This window comes from Haloarchaeobius sp. FL176, assembly GCF_024609245.1.
Lineage (GTDB): Archaea > Halobacteriota > Halobacteria > Halobacteriales > Natrialbaceae > Haloarchaeobius.
On record NZ_JANJYH010000015.1, the window covers coordinates 42,789 to 60,367 of the forward strand.

At 69.2% G+C, this 17,579-nt stretch carries 16 protein-coding genes and 1 pseudogene; 7 read left to right on the forward strand and 10 right to left on the reverse strand.

Annotated features, from left to right (window positions below):
* Together NO978_RS18315 and NO978_RS18320 are read right to left on the reverse strand one after the other, a co-directional pair.
* Entirely contained in the window at nucleotides 1-1,293 is a 1,293-nt protein-coding gene (locus NO978_RS18315; RefSeq protein WP_257300982.1) for a D-arabinono-1,4-lactone oxidase, read from the reverse strand.
* On the reverse strand, nucleotides 1,290-2,486 hold the full coding sequence (locus NO978_RS18320; protein ID WP_257300983.1) for an alanine racemase: 1,197 nt from the start codon (nucleotides 2,484-2,486) through the stop codon (nucleotides 1,290-1,292). Before NO978_RS18320 ends, NO978_RS18315 begins: the two co-directional genes overlap by 4 nt.
* A gap of 192 nt (nucleotides 2,487-2,678) precedes the next feature.
* Between NO978_RS18320 and NO978_RS18325 the strand changes: the two genes are divergently transcribed.
* The 3 genes from NO978_RS18325 (at nucleotide 2,679) to NO978_RS18335 (ending at nucleotide 7,056) form a co-directional block, all read left to right on the forward strand.
* Complete coding sequence (locus NO978_RS18325; protein WP_257300984.1) at nucleotides 2,679-4,007, forward strand: O-acetylhomoserine aminocarboxypropyltransferase/cysteine synthase family protein; 1,329 nt, start codon at nucleotides 2,679-2,681, stop codon at nucleotides 4,005-4,007.
* Nucleotides 4,004-5,242 carry a homoserine O-acetyltransferase gene (gene metX, locus NO978_RS18330; protein ID WP_257300985.1) on the forward strand — a complete coding sequence of 413 codons (1,239 nt, stop codon included), beginning with the start codon at nucleotides 4,004-4,006 and terminating at the stop codon, nucleotides 5,240-5,242. The genes NO978_RS18325 and metX overlap by 4 nt, the downstream gene beginning before the upstream one ends.
* 512 nt (nucleotides 5,243-5,754) lie before the next feature.
* Complete coding sequence (locus NO978_RS18335) at nucleotides 5,755-7,056, forward strand: O-acetylhomoserine aminocarboxypropyltransferase/cysteine synthase family protein (protein ID WP_257300986.1); 1,302 nt, start codon at nucleotides 5,755-5,757, stop codon at nucleotides 7,054-7,056.
* On the opposite strand, the gene NO978_RS18340 is transcribed toward NO978_RS18335, so the two are convergent.
* Both NO978_RS18340 and serB read right to left on the reverse strand, forming a co-directional pair.
* Nucleotides 7,053-7,532, reverse strand: a complete 480-nt coding sequence (locus NO978_RS18340) for a hypothetical protein (RefSeq protein WP_257300987.1) — start codon at nucleotides 7,530-7,532, stop codon at nucleotides 7,053-7,055. The genes NO978_RS18335 and NO978_RS18340 overlap by 4 nt on opposite strands.
* Before the next feature lie 83 nt (nucleotides 7,533-7,615).
* Nucleotides 7,616-8,251 carry a phosphoserine phosphatase SerB gene (gene serB / locus NO978_RS18345; RefSeq protein WP_257300988.1) on the reverse strand — a complete coding sequence of 212 codons (636 nt, stop codon included), beginning with the start codon at nucleotides 8,249-8,251 and terminating at the stop codon, nucleotides 7,616-7,618.
* A gap of 128 nt (nucleotides 8,252-8,379) precedes the next feature.
* On the opposite strand from serB, the gene NO978_RS18350 reads away from it, so the two are divergent.
* Nucleotides 8,380-8,769: a hypothetical protein gene (locus NO978_RS18350; protein ID WP_257300989.1), complete on the forward strand. Its 390-nt coding sequence runs from the start codon at nucleotides 8,380-8,382 to the stop codon at nucleotides 8,767-8,769.
* On the opposite strand, the gene NO978_RS18355 is transcribed toward NO978_RS18350, so the two are convergent.
* Nucleotides 8,770-9,393, reverse strand: a complete 624-nt coding sequence (locus tag NO978_RS18355) for a recombinase RecA (RefSeq protein WP_257300990.1) — start codon at nucleotides 9,391-9,393, stop codon at nucleotides 8,770-8,772.
* A 161-nt stretch (nucleotides 9,394-9,554) separates the two neighbouring features.
* Between NO978_RS18355 and NO978_RS18360 the strand changes: the two genes are divergently transcribed.
* Entirely contained in the window at nucleotides 9,555-10,640 is a 1,086-nt protein-coding gene (locus NO978_RS18360) for a DUF373 family protein (protein WP_257300991.1), read from the forward strand.
* A gap of 29 nt (nucleotides 10,641-10,669) precedes the next feature.
* Here NO978_RS18360 and NO978_RS18365 read toward each other — a convergent pair whose 3' ends face one another.
* The 4 genes from NO978_RS18365 to NO978_RS18380 form a co-directional block, all read right to left on the reverse strand.
* Complete coding sequence (locus NO978_RS18365) at nucleotides 10,670-11,512, reverse strand: polyprenyl synthetase family protein (RefSeq protein ID WP_257300992.1); 843 nt, start codon at nucleotides 11,510-11,512, stop codon at nucleotides 10,670-10,672.
* A gap of 115 nt (nucleotides 11,513-11,627) precedes the next feature.
* Nucleotides 11,628-12,584, reverse strand: coding sequence for an electron transfer flavoprotein subunit alpha/FixB family protein (locus NO978_RS18370; protein WP_257300993.1), 957 nt, complete (start codon nucleotides 12,582-12,584; stop codon nucleotides 11,628-11,630).
* Nucleotides 12,581-13,378: an electron transfer flavoprotein subunit beta/FixA family protein gene (locus tag NO978_RS18375; RefSeq protein WP_257300994.1), complete on the reverse strand. Its 798-nt coding sequence runs from the start codon at nucleotides 13,376-13,378 to the stop codon at nucleotides 12,581-12,583. Before NO978_RS18375 ends, NO978_RS18370 begins: the two co-directional genes overlap by 4 nt.
* An 84-nt stretch (nucleotides 13,379-13,462) precedes the next feature.
* Complete coding sequence (locus tag NO978_RS18380) at nucleotides 13,463-14,743, reverse strand: hypothetical protein (RefSeq protein ID WP_257300995.1); 1,281 nt, start codon at nucleotides 14,741-14,743, stop codon at nucleotides 13,463-13,465.
* A gap of 165 nt (nucleotides 14,744-14,908) precedes the next feature.
* Between NO978_RS18380 and NO978_RS18385 the strand changes: the two genes are divergently transcribed.
* Together NO978_RS18385 and NO978_RS18390 are read left to right on the forward strand one after the other, a co-directional pair.
* Nucleotides 14,909-16,147: a hypothetical protein gene (locus NO978_RS18385; protein ID WP_257300996.1), complete on the forward strand. Its 1,239-nt coding sequence runs from the start codon at nucleotides 14,909-14,911 to the stop codon at nucleotides 16,145-16,147.
* A 32-nt stretch (nucleotides 16,148-16,179) separates the two neighbouring features.
* Entirely contained in the window at nucleotides 16,180-16,929 is a 750-nt protein-coding gene (locus NO978_RS18390; protein ID WP_257300997.1) for a type IV pilin N-terminal domain-containing protein, read from the forward strand.
* On the opposite strand, the pseudogene NO978_RS18395 reads toward NO978_RS18390, so the two are convergent.
* Nucleotides 16,887-17,507 (reverse strand): annotated as a pseudogene (locus NO978_RS18395) (methyltransferase domain-containing protein); the annotation flags it as partial. The gene NO978_RS18390 and the pseudogene NO978_RS18395 sit on opposite strands and share 43 nt — an antisense overlap.
* Nucleotides 17,508-17,579 lie beyond the last annotated feature (72 nt).

A 17,579-nucleotide genomic window follows, 5' to 3' on the forward strand; every position in this document is an offset into this window, starting at 1 on the left:
TCACTCGACGCCGAACACGTCGCGCAGGTGCTCGTTCAGGAACGCGCCGTCGGGGTCGAGTTCTCGCCGGACCGACTGGAACGCGTCCCAGCGCGGGTACCGCTCCGCGAGCGTAGCGGCGTCGGCGGTGTGGAGTTTCCCCCAGTGCGGGCGGCCGCCGAACTCCCGGAAGACGGCCTCGCAGCGGTCGAAGTACTCTCGATAGGCCTTCCGGTGGTAGGTGTGGACCGCGACGAACGCGGAGTCACGGGCGTGGGCGGGGCTCAACAGGGGCTGGTCGCCACCGACGAAGCGCACCTCGACGGGGAACTGGACGTGACGGTCACCGTCGGCGATCGCGCGGATGCGACGGACGACCGGCACCACCTCGTCGGCGGGGACGCCGTACTCCATCTCGCTGAACCGGACCTCGCGGGCGTTCGCGAACACCTCGTAGCTCGGGCCGACCTCTGTCTTGTCCGAGAGCGTCGCCGCAGCGAGCTTCGCACCGGTGGGAGCCGTCACGGGTGCGTGGGTCCCGACCCGACAGATGGTCTCCCAGGCGGCGTTCTCGACCCGGTCGCCGAGCGTGTCGAACCGGCCCGTGCCGGGGTCGCCGGTCCCAGCGGGCTTGCGGTCGTACGTCTTCACGAGCGCGGTGTCGGTGTGGGGGAACCAGAAGAACTCCCACTGGTCGTGGTCGGTGTGGTAGCGGTCGACGTCGGTGAGCACCGCGTCGAGGGGACGGGCCTCGCGCCGGAGTCGCAGGTCGTAGGCGGGGACGACCGACAGCGTCACCGTCGAGAGCACGCCGAGTGCGCCCAGTGAGACGCGAGCCGCCTCGAACAACGTCGAGTCACCGTCAGCGTCGAGTTCATGGACGCTCCCGTCGGCGGTGACGAGCCGACAACCGACGACCTGCGACGAGAGCGTCCCGAAGTCGAGGCCGGTGCCGTGGGTGCCGGTGCCGACCGCGCCCGCGATCGTCTGGCGGTCGATGTCGCCCAGATTCGCCATCGCCAGCCCGTGGTCGGCGAGCTCTCGGTTCAGCGTCGCCAGCGTCGTACCGGCGCGGACGGTCACCTCCTCCGCGTCGCGGTCGACCGCTACCACACCGGTGAACCGCTCCAGCGAGAGGAGCACGTCGTCGGTGGGGACGAGCCCGGTGAACGAGTGCCCGGAGCCGACGATACGGACGGTGTCGCCGGCGTCGACGCTACTGGCGACGAGTTCGCGCAGGTCGGCCTCGGTCTCCGGGCGCGCGAGGACGGTCGGCTCGCAGCTCGCCGTCCCGCCCCAGTTGCGCCAGCTCACAGGAAACACCGTCCGTCGCCGCGGTAGGTCGGGACCGTCTCGACGACCGCCCCGTCGCGGACGAGGTGCAGGTCGCGGAACCGTTCGCAGAGCTCGCCTGCCTTCGCGTGGCGGAACACGACCGGGTCCCCGAGCGAGAGGTCGACGGGACCGTCGTACTGGACGGGCGTCTGTACCTCCCCTGCGCCCTCGCCGTCGAGCAGGGTCGCGCCCGCCGGGTAGGTCGGGACCGGCTGCTTGTCCACGCCCGGTGGTCCCGACGCCTCGTACCCCCCGCCGCGGCAGGTGTAGATGTCAGGGTCGGGTCGGCGGGTCACCGCGACGGCGAAGCCGGCGGCCGGCTCGTGCTGGAACCGCCGGTAGTGGTCGAACAGTGCGGGGCTGTAGAAGCCGGAGCCGACGGTCACTTCGGTCACGCTCGGGTCGGCCGCGGTGAACTCCACGGTGCCCGTACCGCCGCCGTTGACCAGCGACACCTCGTGGCCGGCGTCGCGCAGCGCGTCGACGACGGCACCGCGGCGTTCGCGGAGGCGGGGACGCGAGCGACGCTTGAGGAACCTGACGACGGCGTTCATCAGCCGGTTGTTCGAGGGGTCGTCGTCGGGCAGCCCGGCGAGCTGGGCCTCGTAGCCCATCACGCCGGCGAAGCTGACGCCGTCGGCGTCGGCGATGCTGCCGGCAACGTCGAGCGCCGCGGCCGGGGACCGGACGCCGGACCGTCGCACGCCGAAGTGGACCGAGAGGTGTTCCGTCGACATGTCGACGTCGAGGATGACTGGAACGGTAACGTCGTGCTCGCGGGCGACTGACGCGACGCGGTCGACGTGCTCGGCGCTGTCGACCATCACCTGCACGTCGGTGCCGTCGCCCAGAGCGTCACAGACCGCGTCGAGTTCGGCGCGCTCCCAGAGCGGGTAGGCGACCAGCAGGTCGTCGAAGTCGTGGGCGGCGAGGTGGGCGGCCTCCAGCCCGGAGAAGCACATGAGGCCCTGGAAACAGTCGTCGAAGGCGAGGACGCGGTCGAGGACGGCGCGACAGCGGACGGACTTGCTGGCGACCCGGACTGGTGTCCCGTCGGCGCGGTCGCGGACGGTCGCCGCGTTCGTCTCCAGCAGGTCGAGGTCGACGAAGGCGCCGGGGAGCGTCTCGTCTGAGAGGGCGGTCCGGTAGTCGTCGTACTGGTCGACGGTCACGGTGGACCAACCGTCGCGTGGGGGACGTTCATGACTCACACGGCCGTGTGGCGGCCACATAAATGTATTCGGAGCCGACATGCTGCCCGGCATCGGAACGACGTCTGTGGTCCACGTCGGCACACCGGTGATTCCACCCAATATTGCCGTAACTGAGGGTTATACCAGCTTGCAGGAATATGCACCACATACATGAACGACGACGCCAGCTTCGACACCCGTGCGCTCCACGCGGGCGGGGAGGTGGACCCAGCAACAGGGGCCCGCGCGCCCCCCATCTACCAGACCACCTCGTACACGTTTCCGGACGCCGACGACGCTGCCGCCCGGTACGCGCTCGACCGCGACGACCACGTCTACTCCCGCATCTCCAACCCGACGGTCGACCGCCTCGAGGAGCGGCTCGCCTCGCTCCACGGCGCGCCCGGTGCGACCGCCACCGCCAGCGGCATGGCGGCGCTGGACGCCCTGACACTCGTCCTGGCCGAGGCCGGCGACACCGTCGTCTGCTCCACGGACACCTACGGCGGCACGACCTCGTACCTCTCGAACATCGCCCCCCGACGCGGCATCGAGACCACGTTCGTCGAGACGCTCGACTACGACGCCTACGTCGACGCCATCGACGATGACACCGCGTACGTCCACGTCGAGACGGTCGGCAACCCCTCGCTGGTGACGCCCGACTTCGAGCGCGTCGCCGAACTCGCCCACGCGAACGACGTACCCCTCGTCGTCGACAACACGTTCGCCACCCCGCACCTCTGTCGGCCGCTCGAACACGGCGCCGACGTGGTCTGGGAGTCGACGACGAAGTGGCTCCACGGCTCGGGCACGACCGTCGGCGGCGTCGTCGTCGACGGCGGCACGTTCGACTGGGCGGCCGGCGGCTACGACGAGCTCGCGGGCGAGAGCCCGGGCTACGACGGCGTCGACTTCTCCGAGCGCTTCGACGCACCCCTTGCGAAGGCCGTGCAGTACCGGTCGCTCCGCGCGCTCGGCAACGGGCAGTCGCCGTTCGACGCCTGGCAGACCCTCCAGGGCATCGAGACGCTCCCGCTCCGGATGGACCGCCACTGCGAGAACGCCGCCGTCCTCGCGGAGTACCTCGACGACCACCCCGACGTGGCGTGGGTCTCCCACCCGGGCCTCGACTCGCACCCGACCCACGGGAACGCCAGCCGGTACCTCGCCGACTACGGCGGGATGCTCACCTTCGGGCTGGAGAACGGCTACACCGGCGGGAAGCGCTTCTGCGAGGCCGTCGAGCTGGTCTCGTTCCTCGCCAACGTCGGCGACGCGAAGTCGCTCGTCATCCACCCCGCGAGTACGACCCACGCCCAGCTGACCGAGGCAGAGCAGCGCGACGCCGGGGTGACGCCCGACCTGCTGCGCTTCTCGGTCGGCACCGAGGACCCGACTGACCTGCTGGCCGACGTCGAGCAGGCCATCGATGCGGCGACGGACGCCGAGGGTGACGGCGCGGCCGGCACGGCCGAGGGGACGGAGGCCACGCGATGAACGAGCGCGGCGTCGCCGACCTCGGCGAGTTCACCTTCGAGTGCGGCGAGTCCATCGGGAACCTGCAGATCGCCTACGAGACCTACGGCGAGTACGAACCCGCAGACGGCGACCGCCACGCGGGCAACGCGGTGCTGGTCTGTCACGCGCTCACCGGCAGCCAGCACGTCGCCCGGCGGCCCGAACGCGGCGACGAGGACGGCACCGACACCGCCGGACAGGCCCGCGCCTGGTGGGGCGACGTGGTCGGCCCGGGCAAGGCCATCGACACCACCGGGCAGTTCGTCGTCTGCGCGAACGTCCCCGGCTCCTGCTACGGCTCCTCCGGGCCGGCGAGCGAGGGCCCCGACGGCGAGCCCTGGGGCACCGACTTCCCACCCGTGACGGTCGCGGACTGGACCCGCGCGCAGCGCCGATTGCTCGACCACCTCGGCGTCGGTCGCCTCCGCGCGGTCGTCGGCGGCAGCGTCGGTGGCATGAACGCCCTCGACTGGGCGGTGCGCTACCCGGACGACGTGGACCACGTCGCTGTCGTCGCCGCCGCGCCGCGGCTCGACGCCCAGTGCCTCGGCCTCGACACGGTTGCGCGCCGCGCCATCACCACCGACCCGAACTGGAACGGCGGCGACTACTACGGCGACGACCAGCCCGAGCCTGACGACGGCCTCGCGCAGGCCCGCCGCATCGGCCACATCATGTACCTCTCGAAGGACTCGATGGACGGCAAGTTCGGCCGCCGCTCCGCCGGCCGTGGCCACTCCCGCGAGGTGCCCGACCCCGCCGGCTCCTTCTTCCCGTACCGCGACGTGGAGTCCTACCTCGACTACAACGCCGAGCGATTCGTCGAGCGCTTCGACGCCAACGCGTACCTCTACCTCGTCCGCGCGATGGACGAGTACGACGCCGCCGCCGGCTACGAGTCCGATGCCGCCGCCCTCGGTGCGTTCGACGGCGAACTCCTCTGCCTCTCGTTCACCGGCGACTGGCACTTCACCGTCGCGCAGTCGGAGGGACTCGCCGAGGCCGCCCGGGAGGCCGACGTTCCCGTCGCCCACCACGTCGTCGACTCCGACCACGGCCACGACGCCTTCCTCGTCGAACCCGAGCGCGTCGGCCCGCCGCTGTCGGACTTCGTCGCCGACGGCGTCGCCGGGCAGGCCGTCACCGACACCGCCGAATCAGCCGACGACGGTGACGAGTTCGCGCCGGTGCACACGAGCCTGTTCGGGGATTGAACCGGGTTGGGGCGTTGTCGCGTCAGAGATTCACACAGAACGTACACTTCTACCGCCGGCGCGCGCTGGCTCGCGGCCTTCGGCACGCGAGCCAGTCCGCGCGAGGGATGAGAAGCGCAGGGACGCGACCGAAGGAAGCGGTCCGAGCATCGCAAGAGGCTGGGGAGGAACGAGGCGTGGTTGCTGTGCGGGGTGAGACTGAAAGGGGCTCCCGTCTCGATGAAGGCGGACGACGCAAGCACCGGAACGAAGTGAGGAGCGCAGCGAGTCCTCCGAGCCGAGACGGGGCGGGGCTTTCTGCTTGGTCGAGGGCCGTGCGAGTCCAACGATTGGAGGAGATCTCTGGCCGTTGTTGGCACCAACGAGTTCCACGATTGACCGAACCTACCGGCTGGTCGCAGTCACGATGCCGAAGCACACCCCACACGAAACACCACCAACCACCGTCACTCATAGCGTCAAATCCGGCCGCTACCACCGCGTTACTACCCCCACCAATCATATACGGACCTATGACAGACGAGGACTCCGACGAGCGACAGTTCGCGACGGACTCGCTGCACGCGGGACAGGAACCGGACCCGGCGACGGGCGCACGCGCGCCGCCGCTGTACCAGACGACCTCCTACGTGTTCGACGACGCGGAGGACGCCGCCGCCCAGTTCGCACTTGAGAAGCCGGGACACATCTACTCGCGGCTGATGAACCCGACCGTCTCCACGCTACAGGAGCGCATCGCCGCGCTCGAAGGCGGCGTCGGTGCGGTCGCCACCGCGTCGGGGATGGGCGCGCTGAACCTCGCGACGTTCCTGCTGGCCGACGCGGGGGACAACATCGTCACCGCGTCGTCGCTGTACGGCGGGACGTACACGTACTTCACGCACACGGCGCCGCGAAACGGCGTCGAGGCCAGATTCGTGGACACGCTGGACTACGACGCCTACGCGGAGGCCATCGACGACGACACGGCGTACGTCCACTTCGAGACCATCGGAAACCCGGCGCTCGTGACGCCGGACATCGAGCGGCTCGCCGACATCGCCCACGAGCACGGCGTCCCGCTGTTCGTGGACAACACGTTCGCGACGCCGTACCTCTGCCGACCGCTGGAGCACGGCGCGGACCTCGTCTGGGAGTCGACGACGAAGTGGCTCCACGGCTCCGGCACGACGGTCGGGGGCGTCCTCGTCGACGGCGGCTCGTTCCCGTGGGAGGAGTACGCCGAGGACTACCCGGAGATCGCACAGGACAACCCGGCGTATCACGGCGTCAACTTCGCCGAGCGCTTCGGCGATGCCGCGTTCACCTACGCCGCCATCGCTCGCGGGCTGCGCGACCTCGGCAACCAGCAGTCGCCGTTCGACGCCTGGCAGACCATCCAGGGCCTCGAGTCGCTGCCGATGCGGATGGACCGACACTGCGAGAACGCCCAGGTCGTCGCCGAGCACCTCGCGGACCACCCCGAGGTGTCGTGGGTGAACTACCCAGGCCTCGAGGACCACGAGACCCACGAGGCCGCCAGCGAGTACCTCGAAGGCGGCTACGGCGGCATGATCACGTTCGGGCTGGCGCAGGGCTACGACGCCGCGCGGACGACCGTCGAGTCGACCGAGCTGGCGAGCCTGCTCGCGAACGTCGGCGACGCGAAGACGCTCGTCATCCACCCCGCCAGTACGACGCACCAGCAGCTCACCGAGGAGGAGCAGCTCGCGGCGGGCGTCACGCCCGACATGGTCCGGCTCTCGGTCGGCACCGAGGGCGTCGCGGACATCGTCGCGGACCTCGACCAGGCCATCGGGCAGGCGACGGACTAGAGCGCGCCCAGCAGTTCGGTGCTCGCCCACACCAGCGGGACGAGTACGACGAGGTAGGCCGCCGCGGAGATGGCCCAGTCGCGCCCCGTCTGGCGCACCCGCTGGCGGGCCAGCCCGCGGACCCGGGGGAGCACGACGACGACGAAGAAGCCGACCATCAGGACCAACAGCAGCAGCGTGGTGGCCACGAGCGCGACCGGACCGGTCCCCAGGACACCTTCCGCGAGCAGCAGCAGCGTCACGAACAGCGGCCCGGTCAGCCAGCCGGCGACGTGGTGCACGACCGCAGCCAGGCGGTCGGGCGCGGTGTCGGGCGACCGTTCGGTGAGCACGCCGGCGGCGACAGAGGGCGGAGTCCCGCCCTCTGGTAGTCTCGCCATCACGATATCCATCCCACGGGTCGCTATCACCCCCGCGACGACACCGAGTAGAATCCTGAGTGGCGGGACGACCGAGGCGACGGGTTCGAGGCTCATGCGGGTGGTTGGCGCCGGACCTACTTCGAGGCTGGCCTCGCGACAACCCGGGTGGACCAGAACCGATCCCGCTCCGCGCCGGCTCAGAGCACGCCGCGTGCGTCCAGCAGCTCGCGTAGCTCGGCCATCGTCGTCACCGTCTCGTCGCAGGCCGGCTCCACCGCCGGCTTCGGGTCGAAGCCGACCGCGAGCCCAGCCACCTCCAGCATCGGCAGGTCGTTCGCGCCGTCGCCGACCGCGACGGTGTCCGCCATGTCGATGTCGAGCTCGGCCGCGTGGGACTCGAGCGCGTCGTCCTTCGTCCCCTCGACGAGCGGCCCCTCGACCTCGCCCGTCAGCTCGCCGTCGGCGACGGGCAGCCGGTTGGAGACGATGGCGTCGACCGTGATGCCCTCGCGTTCGAGGGCGGCCTCGACGCCACGCTGGAACCCGCCCGTGAACACCGCCGTCGTCACGCCGGCCTCGTTCAGTTCGCTGATGAGGTCGGCCGCACCGGGGCGCAGACGCACCTCGTCGAACGCCGCCTGGGCGTCCTCGTTCGGCAGTTCCGAAAGCAGTGCCGCGCGCTGGCGGAGGCTCTCGGCGTAGCCGATCTCGTCGTTCATCGCCCGCGCGGTGATCTCTTCCATCTGCTCGGCGACGCCGTAGCGGCGGCCGAGCAGCACCGTCATCTCGGAGTCCGAGAGCGTCCCGTCGAAGTCGAACGCGACCAGCGTCATTGGCTCCCCGTTCGACACCGGCCGGTAAAGGGGTTCAGGTTCCCGCAGGGCTACCTCCACGACCCAGGGACCGGCAGCAGGTGTGGTCGCGCACATCATTTATGTAGCGACCCGGCGAACCACCGTCCATGACCGACGACTTCGACGGCGTCGAGGACCCCCAGCTCAGGGCCCTCCTCTCCGAGTTCGACCTCGGCGACGACGTCCGGCTCGCCTTCCGCTTCGAGGGCGAGTCGTACGAGACCCTGCACGTCCGCGACGACGTCAGCGCGCAGTTCACCGACGAGGAGTTCGAGCACCGCATCCAGACGCTGATGATGAAGGGGCTCGGCGATCCGCCGAGCGACGACTCGCTGTTCGACTTCGGCCACCTCGACGCGACCCTCCGCTTCTACGACGAGGTCGTCGTCGCCTCGTTCCCCGACGAGGACTGGTCCGGCGTCGTCGTCGTCGCGGACCGGGCGGGGAGCGAGACCGTCGAGCGGACCCTCGAGGGACTGGAGAACGAGGAGCTGTAGTCACTGCGGCAGCGGTGTCCACGCCCGCGGGCCGATGTCCAGCCCGCGGGTCCGTACTTCTCGCGCCTCGTCCCCGTCGCGCACCTCGACCAGCCCGTCGAACGGCTGTCTGAGCACCGAGTTCGACCGCAGGTCGCCCACGTCCTCGAGGACGAACCCGCCGCGGAAGTCGTTGCTCTGAACGCGGCCCGTCAACACGTGGAGGAACTGGTACACGCGTCGGAGGTCCGAGTACATCAGCATCGTCGACAGCGTGTGCACACCCAGCCCGACCGTCTCACAGGACGCCTGCAGCTGGCGCATGAACTCCGAGGTGCGGATACCGATACCCGTCAGGTCGCCCGGGTCCGAGACGAAGCGATGGTGGCCGGTCCGGTGTGTCTCCCCGAACTGGCCGCTCACGCAGTCGACGACCCGCAAGGCCGGCCCGGGAGCCACCTGTCGATACTCCCGTTCGACGGTCGACGCCCGCTTGCGGGTCGAGACGAACACCGTCCCGTCCGTCGTGTCCCCACCGAGCAGCTCGTACAGCAGCTGGCGCTTGCCCGTCAGCGGCGGTCCCGCGATCATCACGTTCGCCCCCCGCGGGATCGTGTCGAGGACCGACCCGGCCGTCGCGTGCATACTCCCGTGGGCGTTTGGTCGCAACCCGTATGAATGCCACCCTTCGCCTCGTTGGCTGGCCGTATCGCCACCAGCGAGCGCCCGCCGGACACGCGAACGCGTATCGTCGTACTGACACGGAACCAAAAGCACTTGACCGGTACCGGCCAACGGAGACGTGAATGCTGCTCGTGTTGTGCGTCGACCTCGACGACGACGTGGGCCGTAAGACCGACGTGCGCACGCCGGTCGTCGGCCGTGACGCCGTCGAAGAGGCGGCGGTCAAGCTCGCCACGGTAGACCCCGAGGACAGCGACGTCAACGTCCTGTTCCAGGGGGTCCACCTCGTCGACGAGCTGGCCGCCGAATCGGTCGAGGTCGCGGCGGTCGCGGGCAACGAGCGCGGGGACGTGAGCGCGAACAGACAGGTCGGCGAGGAGGTCGACGAGGTGCTCGCCGGGCTGTCGACCAGCGAGGAGGTCACCGCGCTCATCGTCACCGACGGCGCGCAGGACGAGTCCGTCATCCCGGTCATCCGCTCGCGGGTGAAGGTCGACGGCGTTCGCCGGGTGGTCGTCCGGCAGGCACAGGACCTCGAGTCGATGTACTACACCATCAAGCAGGTGCTGAACGACCCCGAGACGCGGGGGACAATCCTCGTCCCCATCGGCATCCTTGTGCTCATCTACCCGCTCGCGCTACTGGGTGACCTGCTGAACCTCCCCGGCTCGATGCTGGGGCTCTCCTCGGCGCTGCTCGGGCTCTACCTCATCTCGCGCGGGCTCGGCCTCAGTGAACGCATCGACGCGGCGGTCGACCGTGCCCGGCGCGGGCTCTACGCGGGCCGGATGACGCTCATCTCGTACGTCGTCGCCGCGGCGCTGCTCGTCGTCGGCGGCGTCTCCGGCGTCGAACAGCTCGAGGCGGTCCAGGCCGCGAGCGAGACCGGTCTCACCGCGACCGAGGTACTCGCCGCGCTCACGTTCGGTGCCGTGCGCTGGTTCGCCGCCGCCGGAGTGACGACCAGCCTCGGCCAGATCACGGACGAGTACATCGCCGGCACGCTGGAGTGGCGCTACCTGAACGCGCCGTTCTACGTGGTGGCGATGGGCGTCGTGCTCCACTCGGTCGCCGCCTACTTCCTCCAGTTCATGGTGCTGTCGAGCATGGCGGCGGTGCTGCTGGGTGGCACGCTGCTGGGGCTGGCGAGCACGCTCGCCTTCGCCATCGCGGAGACACACTTCTCGGAGCGGGTCGAGGCGGGATAAGGGCCAGCTCGCGGGCGACGACGGCTAGACTACCGTTCCCGAACCACGACGAACCGCGCGAGGTCCTCCAGGTACTCGCCGGCGTCGGTGTTGCCACCGTCGACCGTCGAGAGCGCGTCGAGTGCCGCATTTGCCTCGGTCTTCGCGCGCTCGTTCGCCTCCGCGGGGGTGAGGTCAGTCACCTGCACGACCGAGGGGCGGTCCATCTCGGCGTCCTGTCCGGTGGGCTTGCCGAGGTCGTCGGCGTCCGCGGTCGCGTCGAGCACGTCGTCGCGAATCTGGAACGCGACGCCGACGCGCTCGGCGTACTCGCCCAGCGCCTCGACCGTGTAGGCGTCGGCGTCGGCCGCGACCGCGCCGAGTTCGGCGGCGGCGCGGAACAGCGCGCCGGTCTTCCGACGCGCCAGCTCCATGTACTCGTGCTCGTTCGTCGGCTGTGCGGCGAGCTCCGTCGCCTCGCCCTCGCCGAGTTCGACCATCGCCTCGGAGACGATCTGCATCGCCTGCGGGTCCGACGAGAACAGTGCGAACGCCTCCCCGAGCAGCCCGTCGGAGGCGACGATCGCCGGCCCGTAGCCGTACTCGGACCACGCCGCGGCCGTGCCGCGACGGACCTCGGACTGGTCGATGATGTCGTCGACGACGAGCGACGCGTTGTGGACCAGTTCGATACCGACCCCGAAGTCGACGGCGTCCTCCGGGCTCCCGCCCGCCGTCTCGCAGGCGAGTACGGTGACCGTCGGTCGCACCCGCTTGCCCCCCGAGAGCGAGACGTGTCGCAGCTCGTCGGCAAGCTCCGGCGGCTCGACGGCGTCCAACACTTCGACGAGCCGGTCGTCGACCAGCTCACGCCGACGCTTCAGGAACTCCATCGCGAGAGCCTTAGGAACGCCGCGAAAAGTAGGTGACGGAACACGCCAAGTAGCGACAACATCAACCAGACCGTGCGTTCCGGGGCTCAGGCGCTCGAAGCCCCCGGTGCGGTGGTTACTCGAACTCTTCGATGAGCGCGGGGACGACGTCGAACAGGTCGTCGACGATGCCGTAGTCCGCGATGTCGTAGATGGGCGCGTTCGGGTCCGTGTTGATGGCGACGATGGTGTCGCTGCCCTTCATGCCGGCGACGTGCTGGACCGCCCCGGAGATGCCGATTGCGATGTAGACGTCCGGCGTGACGACCTTCCCGGACTGCCCGACCTGGCGGTTCTTCGGCAGCCAGCCGGCGTCGACGATGGGGCGGGACGACGACAGCGTCGCGTCGAGCGCGTCCGCGAGGTCGCGAACGAGGTCGAGGTTCTCCTCCTCCTCGATACCGCGGCCGATGGAGACGAGCACGTCCGCCTCGCTGATGTCGACGTCGCCGCCGCCGACCTCCTCGAAGCCGGTGACCGTCGAGCGCACGGCGGACTCGTCGACGTCGGCCTCGAACGTCTCGACGGCCGCGTCGCCGGTGTCCTCGGTTCCGGGCCACTCGGCACCGCGGATGGAGACGGCGACCTGGTCGGCCTCGACCGCGGTCGTCGTCTCGACCTTGCCGCTGTACATCTCCCGGGTCGCCGTCAGCGTCGAGCCGTCGACACCGATGTCGACGACGTCGCTGACGTACGTGAGGTCCAGCCGGTTCGCGACGGCCGGCGCGTAGTCCAGCCCGTTGACCGAGTTGGGCATGAGCAGGAACTGCGGCGCAACGGCGTCGAACAGCTGCGTGACGACCTGTGCGTACACGTCGTGGTTGAACTCCTCACCGTTGTCCACGGTGTGGACCGTGTCGACGCCGTCGAGCTGGAGCTGCTCACCGAAGCGCTCGGTATCGCCGGAGATGACGGCGACGTGGAGGTCGCCGCCGGTCTCGTCCGCCAGCTCGCGGCCCGCGGTCACGAGTTCGAACGAGATGTCACGGAGCTCACCGCGCCGGTGGTCGGCGATGGCCAGTACGTCCGTCATTGTGCGCCCACCCCCTTCTCGCGGAGCAGGTCAGCAAGCTGTCCCGCCGCCTCGTCGGGGCCTCCCTCGAAGTAGGTCGCGTCGCTCTCCGTTTCGGGTTCGTACATGTCGGTCAGTGTCAGCTCGTTCTCGACGGCCGCGGCGTCGAGGCCGAGGTCGTCGAGCGTCTTCGGTGCGATCTCCTTGCGCTGTGCCTGCCGGATGCCGCGGAGGCTCGCGTAGCGCGGCTCGTTGATACCCGTCTGGATGGTCAGGACGGCGGGCAGCTCCACGTCGGTGAGCTCCTCGACGCCACCCTCGAGCTCCCGCCGAATCGACGCAGTACCGGACTCGACGGAGTCCTGTTCGAGGTGGTTCACGACGGCAGCCCACTCGTAGCCGAGCGCGTCGGCCAGCGAGACGCCGGTCGCGCCGAAGCCGTCGTCGTCGGCCTGCACGCCGGAGAGGACCAGATCCGGGTCCTCCTCCTCGACGACCTTCTCGAGGATGGCGGTCTTCGCGCCGACGTCGAGCAGGTCCGCGCCTTCCAGTGCGTCGTCCCAGATTCGGACCGCCCGGTCCGCACCCTTCGCGAGCGCCATCCGGATGGTCTCCTCGCTGCGCTCCGGGCCGATGGTCACGGCGACCACTTCGTCCGCGATGCCGGCCTCCTGGAGCTGGACGGCCTCCTCGACGGCGTAGTCGTCCCACTCGTTGAGGTCGTACTCGAGGTACGTCTCGTCGATGGACGTGCCCGCGATCTGGAACTCGTCCTCGACGGCGGCTACCTCCTTGACGGTAACGAGAACTTTCATCGTCAGAGGCTAACGCTGCCCCGTACGTAAATGGTTACGAAACCGGGCGTCCACCGAGAACCGTTTTTGCGGCGGTCTACGCCGTCACTGCTCGTCGTCGAACTCACCGAGACTCTCGTCGGGGAGCGTGATGAGGTTCTCGCGGCCGATGCGGAGCTTCCGTACCTCCTCGTCGTCGGCCATCCCCGACAGCAGCTGTGAGACCTTCGCGTTCGACCAGCCCGTCTCCTTGACGATGTTCGCCTGCTTCATCCGCCCGCCGTTGTCGTCGAGCAGCCGGAGTACGCGCTCCTCGTCGGATAGCAGCTCCTCGTCAACGTCGCCGTCTCCTCCCTGCTCGTCCGCCGGCTCGGTCTCGGTCGTCCCGGCCGCCGCACCGCCGGGCGAGCCGTCGGTGGGGCCGGACCCGTCGTCGCCGTCGAGGGTCCCGCCGTGTCCACCGTTCGGTGTCGGTTCCTGGTCGCCGCCAGCCGGTGTCTCCGACTGGCGCTTCGCGAACATGTACGCGCCACCGGCTGCCGCGACGACGAGGATGCCGACGAGTCCGACGAGCAGGAACGGCGATAGTCGCTCGTCCCCCGGGCCGGGACCGGGCTCCGTCGGGGTGGACGTGTTCGGGGGTGCGAGCTCGAAGTACGTCGCCTCCAGATACCCCGGCTCGAACCTCGCCGGGCCGTCCCACATCAGCGTCCCGTTGTCCGGCCCCTTGTTGTCGGGGGAGTCGCGGATACCGTAGTTCGTCGGACTGTTCAGCACTAACCGCTGGCCCTCGTACAGCTGGTTGAGAAAGGTCTCGTTCTCCGTCCCGAACACGTCACCGACGACGACCGTGTTCCCCTCGACGACTGCGAAGTTCGTCCAGACGAACGAGTACGTCAGCTCGCCGATGTAGGTCGTGGTCTCGTTCTCCGTGCCGGTCGCCGTCGTGGTGGTCGTGGTCGCGGGTTCCGGCCGTTCCCGAACCCGGACGTCCTCCCAGCCGGCCGCCTCGACCGTCATCTCTCGGTCGGTCCAGCCCTCGGCTCGCTCGGCGAATCGCTGGAACACCTGCGGCGAGAACTTGACGTCGGCGGTGCCGGTCGAGACGTCCTCGCCGAAGCGTTCGAACGCCTCGGTCTCGTTCGACGAGTTCAGCACGTACCGGAAGGTGACCGACCACCGGGCGTCCCCGGAAGCAGTCACGTTCACCTCGAAGACCGTGGCAGGGCTCGCCTCCTCGAACGGGACCGAGTCGACGGCCTGAACGCCCGGCCGGTCAGCCTGTTCGGCGGCAGTACCGGACCCGCCGCTAGACACGCCGACCACGGGAGCGGCGACGAGGGAGAGTGCGAGGAGGGCGACGGCGAACGCGGAAAGTGACCGCATACGCCTGGACGTGGAGTCTCATAGGAAAAAACGCTTTCCATCCTGATAAAACGTCAGACGGCGTTATGAAAGGTCTCATGCGTTCTGCCGTCTCGCTGTCACGCGAGTGTCCTCTGAACGGGCAGTTCGACCGCTTTTTGTATCCCCACCGTGTACGTGCCTGCGATGACGCGTCTCACGCTCGCCCTCCTCCTCACCCTCCTGGCCATCGCTCCGGTCGCGTCGGTGGCTGGCGTCGGCAGCACCGCCACCCCGCTCGCGACCGACCGGAGTGGGGACGCACCTGCGACGACCGTCGAGTCGACCGACACTGTCGTCACGATTCAGGCGAACAACACGACACGGCGACTCGACATCACGGCAGCTGACCGCTCGAACTACTCGACTCCGGGCATGGACCTCGCGAGCGCCGTCGCCGTGACCGGGCAGGAGATCGACCAGGGGCTCCATTTCGAGTACCTCTCGGTCCGCGTCGAACAGGCCGGCTCCGCCGAACAGCGACGGGCCATCGCGAACGCGGAGGTTGCGCGACTCGATCGCGGCCTCGCCGAACTTCGAGAGCGGGAGTGGGCGGTGCTCCTGGCGTACGGGAACGGCGAAATATCCGAGCGCGAACTCCTGCACCGGCTCGCGGTAATTGACAGGAGCGCGTCGAATATCGCTGCCGCCGCGACACAGCTCGAGGAAGATGGGGCAGGCTTCAACGCGGACGACCTCCGGCGTCGGGCTACCGAGCTCCAGACCCCGATTCGTGCACAGGTCAGCGAGGCGTTGACCGGACAGGCTGACGCGGCGGTCCGTGTCCACGTCCGCGGGTCTGAGGAGGGAGTGGTGATGCAGTCGCTGTCAGAGTCTCGCTTCAGCCGCGACTACTACCGGGAGGCGATCCGGTTCGACAACTACGAGGAGGGGCCGAACACGCTCAGCCTGAACGCATTCCTCGACCTCCTCAACGCCCGATATCCGCACGCCACGACCTTTGACGCGGACCTCGACGAGACGACCGACGGCACGAACGTCTACGTGAACTCCCACGACCAGGGCGAGATCCGGCTCTACAACGACGGCCGGACCGAAGCAATCTACCGGGAGTACCAGTCGCTCAGGCTGAGCGACCTGCCGCGCGGTGGCGTCGAGACCGTGACGGAGAACGGGACGACGGTCTCCTTGCAGCGGACCCCGAACGGCGGCCCGGCAAAACTGGTCGCGACGAACGCGCTGAGCGGGGACGCAGTCTCCGCCGAGGTGTACGTCGACGGTGAGCTGGTGGGACAGACCGACGGCGGCGGCAGTCTCTGGATACTACAGCCCTCCGACGAGTACACCGTCACCGTCGAGACGCCCGATGGGACGGTCGTCCTCGAGCGATCAGCCACCACGACGAACGCCACCGTCGCAGCCTGACCTTCTTGTCGGATGCCGCGCCCAGACCGGGCGTGAACCCCGCTCGTGCCGTCACCCCGGTCGTCGGAATCGTCCTCCTGCTCGCGCTCACGCTGGTGACCTCGAGCGTCGTCGCCGTCGGTATGCTCGACCTCGCGGCCGGGCAGACGGCATCGCCACAGGCGACGTTCGACGCGACGGCGGACGCATCGACGGGCCGAGTCACCATCACGCACCGCGGCGGCGAGGCCATCGACGTGGACGAGCTGGAGCTCGTCGTCACGGTCGACGGCGAGGAACTGCGCTGGCAGCCAGCCGTTCCGTTCTTCTCCGCGTGCGGGTTCGTCTCCGGCCCGACGGGCCCGTTCAACGTGGCGGCAGACCAGCGCTGGACGGCTGGTGAATCGGGGAGCTTCGTGATCGCGGCGACGAACGCGCCGACACCCTCTGCTCGGGATGTCGTCGTCGTTACGCTCGTGGTCGAGGGGCGGGTCGTCGCCAGCGTCCGGTCGGTCGCGACCGCTCAGTCGGTTGCCTCGTCGGGCTCGACGTTGTCGCTGCCGGCGTCACGGTCGCCGGCCATGTCGGGTTCGGGCTCCTCGTCGGGGTCGATGTTGTCGCTGCCAGCGCCACGGTCACCGGCCATGTCGTGTTCTGGCTCCTCGTCTGGTTCGATGTTGTCGCTGCCAGCGCCACGGTCACCGGCCATGTCGTGCTCGGGCTCCTCGGCGGGGCCACTGGCGACCTCGTCCTCCTCACCAGGTGCGCGTGCGACGGTCGTGATAGCGACGTCCGGGTCGTAGCTCGGCCCCATCAGCCGGTGGCGCACGTCCTCGAGGCCGGCCTCGTTGAACATCCGGTCGGCCTCCGCCTCGTCGTAGAACAGCATGATGGCGTCGGCGACCTTCTGCATGATGGTCGTCTTCGGGTAGTTCGGGCCGACGACGAGTATCTGCCCGCCGGGCTTGACGACGCGCCGGAACTCCCGGAGCGCGCGGACCGGGTTCGGCCAGTACTCGATGGAGCCGGAGGACCAGATGATGTCGAAGCTGTTCGTCGCGAACGGCAGCCGTTCGGCGTCGCCCATGTGGAAGTTGACGAGCCCGGTCCGGCCGAACTTGGCGAAGGCCTTCTCGAGCTGGTGTGGCGACTGGTCGAGTCCCCAGACCTCGTCGACGTTCTCGTGACCGAGCAGCCCCTCGGTCGCGAAGCCGGTGCCACAGCCGACGTCGAGGATACGGTCGTCCGCCTGGATGTCGAGCATCCCGATGGCCTCGGTCCGCATCTCCTCGTTCCAGATGAACGGGTTGATCTTGTCGTACACCTGCGAGAGATACTTGTAGAACAGGCGCGCCCGTGACTTGTTTTCGAGGATACCCATTGGCCGGGGCTTGGGAACGTCGGCACAAAGTTCTGTCGTGACGACGCGAATCGGCCGTCCACGCGGCGGACA

Coding starts and splice junctions, on each gene's coding strand:
- NO978_RS18335 (WP_257300986.1), top strand. CDS start 5,755: ATGACAGACGAGGACTCCGACGAGCGACAGTTCGCGACGGACTCGCTG.
- NO978_RS18380 (WP_257300995.1), bottom strand. CDS start 14,743: ATGCGGTCACTTTCCGCGTTCGCCGTCGCCCTCCTCGCACTCTCCCTC.
- NO978_RS18370 (WP_257300993.1), bottom strand. CDS start 12,584: ATGACGGACGTACTGGCCATCGCCGACCACCGGCGCGGTGAGCTCCGT.
- NO978_RS18350 (WP_257300989.1), top strand. CDS start 8,380: ATGACCGACGACTTCGACGGCGTCGAGGACCCCCAGCTCAGGGCCCTC.
- NO978_RS18385 (WP_257300996.1), top strand. CDS start 14,909: ATGACGCGTCTCACGCTCGCCCTCCTCCTCACCCTCCTGGCCATCGCT.
- NO978_RS18360 (WP_257300991.1), top strand. CDS start 9,555: ATGCTGCTCGTGTTGTGCGTCGACCTCGACGACGACGTGGGCCGTAAG.
- NO978_RS18355 (WP_257300990.1), bottom strand. CDS start 9,393: ATGCACGCGACGGCCGGGTCGGTCCTCGACACGATCCCGCGGGGGGCG.
- serB (WP_257300988.1), bottom strand. CDS start 8,251: ATGACGCTGGTCGCGTTCGACTTCGACGGGACGCTCTCGGACTCCGAG.
- NO978_RS18375 (WP_257300994.1), bottom strand. CDS start 13,378: ATGAAAGTTCTCGTTACCGTCAAGGAGGTAGCCGCCGTCGAGGACGAG.
- NO978_RS18340 (WP_257300987.1), bottom strand. CDS start 7,532: ATGAGCCTCGAACCCGTCGCCTCGGTCGTCCCGCCACTCAGGATTCTA.
- NO978_RS18325 (WP_257300984.1), top strand. CDS start 2,679: ATGAACGACGACGCCAGCTTCGACACCCGTGCGCTCCACGCGGGCGGG.
- metX (WP_257300985.1), top strand. CDS start 4,004: ATGAACGAGCGCGGCGTCGCCGACCTCGGCGAGTTCACCTTCGAGTGC.
- NO978_RS18365 (WP_257300992.1), bottom strand. CDS start 11,512: ATGGAGTTCCTGAAGCGTCGGCGTGAGCTGGTCGACGACCGGCTCGTC.